At 66.9% G+C, this 4,422-nt stretch carries 4 protein-coding genes and 1 pseudogene; 2 read left to right on the top strand and 3 right to left on the bottom strand.

Translation table 11 applies throughout. The features are described 5' to 3' along the window. Positions 1–661: pseudogene (locus tag HUU96_RS12000) on the bottom strand (DNA-directed RNA polymerase subunit beta); the annotation flags it as partial. Between the two features lie 333 nt (positions 662–994). Here HUU96_RS12000 and HUU96_RS11995 point away from each other — a divergent pair. Continuing rightward, positions 995–3,028, top strand: a complete 2,034-nt coding sequence (locus HUU96_RS11995; protein ID WP_174293014.1) for a CocE/NonD family hydrolase — start codon at positions 995–997, stop codon at positions 3,026–3,028. On the opposite strand, the gene HUU96_RS11990 is transcribed toward HUU96_RS11995, so the two are convergent. Further along, the gene (locus HUU96_RS11990; RefSeq protein WP_174293013.1) at positions 2,914–3,357 is read right to left on the bottom strand and encodes a hypothetical protein; all 444 of its coding nucleotides are present in this window, start codon (positions 3,355–3,357) and stop codon (positions 2,914–2,916) included. The genes HUU96_RS11995 and HUU96_RS11990 overlap by 115 nt on opposite strands. A 106-nt stretch (positions 3,358–3,463) precedes the next feature. On the opposite strand from HUU96_RS11990, the gene HUU96_RS11985 reads away from it, so the two are divergent. Then, entirely contained in the window at positions 3,464–4,081 is a 618-nt protein-coding gene (locus HUU96_RS11985; RefSeq protein ID WP_174293012.1) for a hypothetical protein, read from the top strand. Between the two features lie 134 nt (positions 4,082–4,215). Here the strand turns inward: HUU96_RS11985 and rplL are convergent. Then, the coding region (gene rplL, locus HUU96_RS11980; RefSeq protein WP_174293011.1) for a 50S ribosomal protein L7/L12 at positions 4,216–4,422 on the bottom strand (207 nt) is incomplete at its 5' end.

The raw sequence follows: 4,422 nt of genomic DNA, 5'->3' as shown, positions 1-4,422 counted from the left end.
GGTCGATGCGGACGTTGACGATGTCCTTGGCGTCGAACTCGAAGTCGAGCCACGAGCCGCGATAGGGGATGACCCGCGCAGCGAACAGATACTTGCCCGACGAGTGGGTCTTGCCGCGGTCGTGATCGAACAGGACGCCCGGGCTGCGGTGCATCTGGCTGACGATGACCCGCTCAGTGCCGTTGATGAAGAAGGTGCCGTTCTCGGTCATGAGCGGCATGTCGCCCATGTAAACGTCCTGCTCCTTGATATCGAGCACCGAGCGGGTCTCCGTATCCGGGTCCACCTCGAACACGATCAGGCGCAGGGTGACGCGCATCGGCGCGGCATAGGTGATGCCGCGCTGGCGGCATTCCTCGACGTCGAACTTGGGCGGCTCCAGCTCGTAATTGACGAAGTCGAGCTCGGCGGTGCCCGCGAAGTCGCGGATCGGGAACACGCTGCGCAGCGTCTTCTCCAGCCCCGACACATAGCCGATCGACGCGTCGGAGCGCAGGAACTGCTCGTAGCTCTCGCGCTGGACCTCGATCAGATTCGGCATCTGCACGACTTCGTGGATGTTGCCGAACACCTTGCGGATCCGCCGCTTGGCGGTGCCGCTGCCGCCGTCGCCCTTGTTCTGGGGACGGGCCGTGCCGCCGTCGATCGCCTTGGTCGCCATGTGCTTGCTCGCCTCGTCAGCTATTCTGTTCGTGCCCGGCTTGCGCCGGCCATTTGTCCGGAGTCCACCGGACAGGCACGCGGGAAGACGCCAAAAGCTGCCAGGCTCCAGAAAGGAGGCGGCAGTCCAGGGCGTCAGAAGCCGCAACCCCCATCCGTACGACACACTGCGCGACGGCGTGTCATTGCTCGGAGCTGTAGCGAGGTGCCGATATAGGGGAGTTGTAGGATGCTGTCAAAGGGCGACGCGTGGCGCGGCGGCGTTCACTATGTTGCCATGAGGGAGCTAACATGTAACGCAGACGATCATTTCGCCAAGAAAGGCCCGCAACCGATGATCGCCAAGTCCGCCCTGCTCGCTGCCACCGCTATCCTGACGCTCGCCCCTGTGCAGGCGCAGCAGGTTCCGGCCGCATCGACGACGGCGACCGCGCCGGCGACCGAGGGCAGCACTCCGGCGGGGGTTCAGCCCAAGGACGCCGGCACCCGCACCGAAGCGCAGGCGGCGGGCGGCGACATCCCCGCCAAGTTCACCCCGCCCGAGGCGGAGAAGGATTACGTCAAGCGCGTGGCGATGATCCCGATGCGCGACGGGGTGAAGCTCTACACCGTGATCGTCTATGCCAAGGGGCTGGAGAACGCGCCGATCGTCCTGACCCGCACGCCCTACAATGCCAAGGGCCGCGCCAACCGAGCCGACAGCAGCAGCGAACTGTCGACGCTGCCGCTCGCCGACGAAGGATTCGTCAAGGCGGGCTATATCCGCGTCTATCAGGACATCCGCGGCAAGTATGGCTCGGAGGGCGACTATATCGTCACCCGGCCGGTGATCGGCCCGCTCAACCACACCAATGTCGACCATGTCACGGACGCCTATGACACCATCGACTGGCTGGTGAACAAGGCGAACCTGCCGCAGTCGAACGGCCGCGTCGGCATGATCGGCTCCTCCTATGAGGGGTTCACGGTGGTGATGGCGCTGCTGCATCCGCACCCCGCGCTCAAGGTCGCGGCACCGCAGAGCCCGATGGTCGACGGCTGGATGGGCGACGACTGGCTGCATTATGGCGCATTCCGGCTGACCAACATCGGCTGGTTGGGCGGGCAGACCGGCTACAAGGGGGAGGGCAAGGCCCCCAAGTCGGGCGCGAACTATGACGATTATGAAAACTTTCGCGCCATCTCCGCCGGCGATTGGGCAAAGGCCTCCGGCTACGACCAGCTGCCGTTCTGGAACCGGATGATCCAGCATCCTGCCTATGACAGCTTCTGGTCGGGCCAGGCGCTCGACGTGCTGCTCGCCAAGACCCCGTCCAACGTGCCGACGCTCTGGGAGCAGGGATTGTGGGACCAGGAGGATATGTACGGCGCGATCCACTCCTATGAGTCGCTGGTCAAGGCGGGGCACGCGGGAAACAACTTCATCGTCATGGGGCCGTGGCGGCACAGCCAGATCAACCGCGAGGGGCGCGAGCTCGGCCCGTTCCAGTGGAACGGCGACACCGCGCTCCAGTACCGGCAGGACATGGTGCTGCCGTTCTTCAACCAGTATCTGAAGGACGCGCCGGCGGTGACGCTGCCGGCCGCGGCGATCTACAACACCGCCGAGAACCATTGGGATCATTACGCCAAATGGCCGCTTGCCTGCGACAAGGGGTGTGCGACGCCGCTGACGCCGATCTATTTCCAGGCTGGCAAGGGGCTCGGCTTCGGCAAGGCCGCGGCCGGCGGCGACAGCTATGTCGCTGACCCGAAGAACCCGGTGCCGCACCTGCCGCGGCCGGTAAACTTCGGCGACGGGCGCTGGGGCGACTGGCTGGTGCAGGACCAGCGCGCCGTGGACGGCCGTACCGACGTGATGAGCTACACGACCGCCACGCTGACCGCCCCCGTCCGCGTCGCCGGCGTTCCCCAGGCCGACATCTTCGCCAGGACCACGGGCACAGACGGCGATGTCGTCGTCAAGCTGATCGACGTCTATCCCGACGAGATGCCGGGCAGTCCCAAGATGGCGGGCTATCAGCTGGCGATCAGCCTCGACATCCTGCGCGGCCGCTATCGCGACAGCTTCGCGCACCCGACCGCGATCCCGGCCGGCAAGGTGCAGGAATACAAGTTCCGGCTGCCGGCGGTGAACCATGTCTTCCTGCCCGGCCATCGCATCATGGTGCAGGTGCAGTCTTCGCTGTTCCCGCTTTATGATCGCAACCCGCAGACCTTTGTCCCCAACATCTTCCTGGCCAAGCCCGCCGACTACAAGGCCGCGACGGTGACGATCGAGCATGGCGGGGCGGGGGCGAGCGCGGTGTTGCTGCCGGTCGTTACCGACGAGGTGGCAGGCGCGGCGAAGGTCGCGAGTGCGCAATAGGACCATTCCGTGACGAACGTCAGGAGGATCAGCCGGCGAGCGCTGTTCGCCGTGGTGGCGATCGTTGCGGGCGTAACCCCGACGATGGCGCAACAGGTGCTGCCCGGTGCCACGCCGACGCCGACGCCCAGTGCGACGCCGTTGCCGATCCCGCCCGCGCCGGTGATCGTCCTGCCGTCCCCGGTCGCGACGGCATCGCCTGTCGAGCGGCCGCGGACCCCGACGGCCAGCCCAAGCGCCACGCCGACGCCGCGCGTCACACCGTCGCCGAAGCCGAGCGCATCCGCGACGCCCGACGAGGACGAGGCTCGTCCGCAGCCGAGCTCCACGCGTCCAAGCGTGCCCCCGCCGGTGTCAGCGAGCCCGAGCCCGTCGCCGCTGCCCAGCCCAGCGGCAGCGGAGACGAAGGCCGGTGATACCAGTGATTACTGGCCGGTGGCGGTGGGCATCGGACTGGTTGCGCTGCTGTTGCTCGCCTGGACGCTCCATCGCCGCGCGCAGGCGGCGACGGGCGAGGCCGTCGATGACGAGGCGGGTTATCCGGCGACGGCGACTCGCGCTTGGCTATCGGTCACGTTTCGCCCGATCCGCGCTGGCCTGAACCTGTTGAGCGCGACCAGCGAGAACGAGATCGTCGTCACCAATACAGGCGACGTGACCGCCGAGGATGTGCGCGTGCTGACCCGCCTGACCAGCGCCCATACCGGGCAGGAGGCCGAGATCGCCACGCTGTACGATGCGCCAATCGTCCGCCCCGCGACCCCGGCCTTCACGCTGCAGCCGGGCGAGCAGCGCGTGCTGACCAGCATCGCCGCGCTGCCCCGCGATGCCATCCATACCCTGACCGCAGGCGGCCGGCCGATGTTCGTGCCGATCGTCGCCGTCAACGTGACCTACGCGACCGCAGGGATCGATGGCCAGTTCGCCCAGGCGTTCGCGATCGGGGTGGAGCGCGTCGACTCGTCCAAGCTCGCGCCATTCTGGCTCGACGCGCCGCCGCGCAGCTTCGATCAGGTCGCGGCTCGACCCCATGCGGTAGCGGTGGAGCGCTAGACGGCAAAAAGGGCGGCTCCTTTGTGAGGAACCGCCCTTTCTGTGCGTTGGGACGTCGAAGCTCGGCGTAGCCGAGCCCGGCCGGCCGGGCGATGTGCGGGTTAGCCTTGGCTAACCCGCACATCACTAGCGACTTACTTGACTTCCACAGTTGCGCCGGCGGCTTCCAGCTGGGCCTTGATCTTGGCGGCCTCGTCCTTCGACACGCCCTCCTTGACGGCCTTGGGCGCGCTCTCGACCAGCGTCTTGGCTTCGGTCAGGCCGAGCGCGGTGATCGCGCGGACCTCCTTGATGACGTTGATCTTCTTGCCGCCGTCGCCGGTCAGGATCACGTCGAACTC

The organism is Sphingomonas bacterium (genome assembly GCF_903644135.1).
Taxonomy (GTDB): Bacteria; Pseudomonadota; Alphaproteobacteria; order Sphingomonadales; family Sphingomonadaceae; genus Sphingomonas.
Note: the sequence above shows the minus strand (reverse complement) of the source record. Positions and strands in the feature narration are given on the sequence as shown.

What these genes read in the sequence shown, in the direction of transcription:
- HUU96_RS11995 (WP_174293014.1), top strand. Translation starts at nt 995, where the DNA reads ATGATCGCCAAGTCCGCCCTGCTCGCTGCCACCGCTATCCTGACGCTC.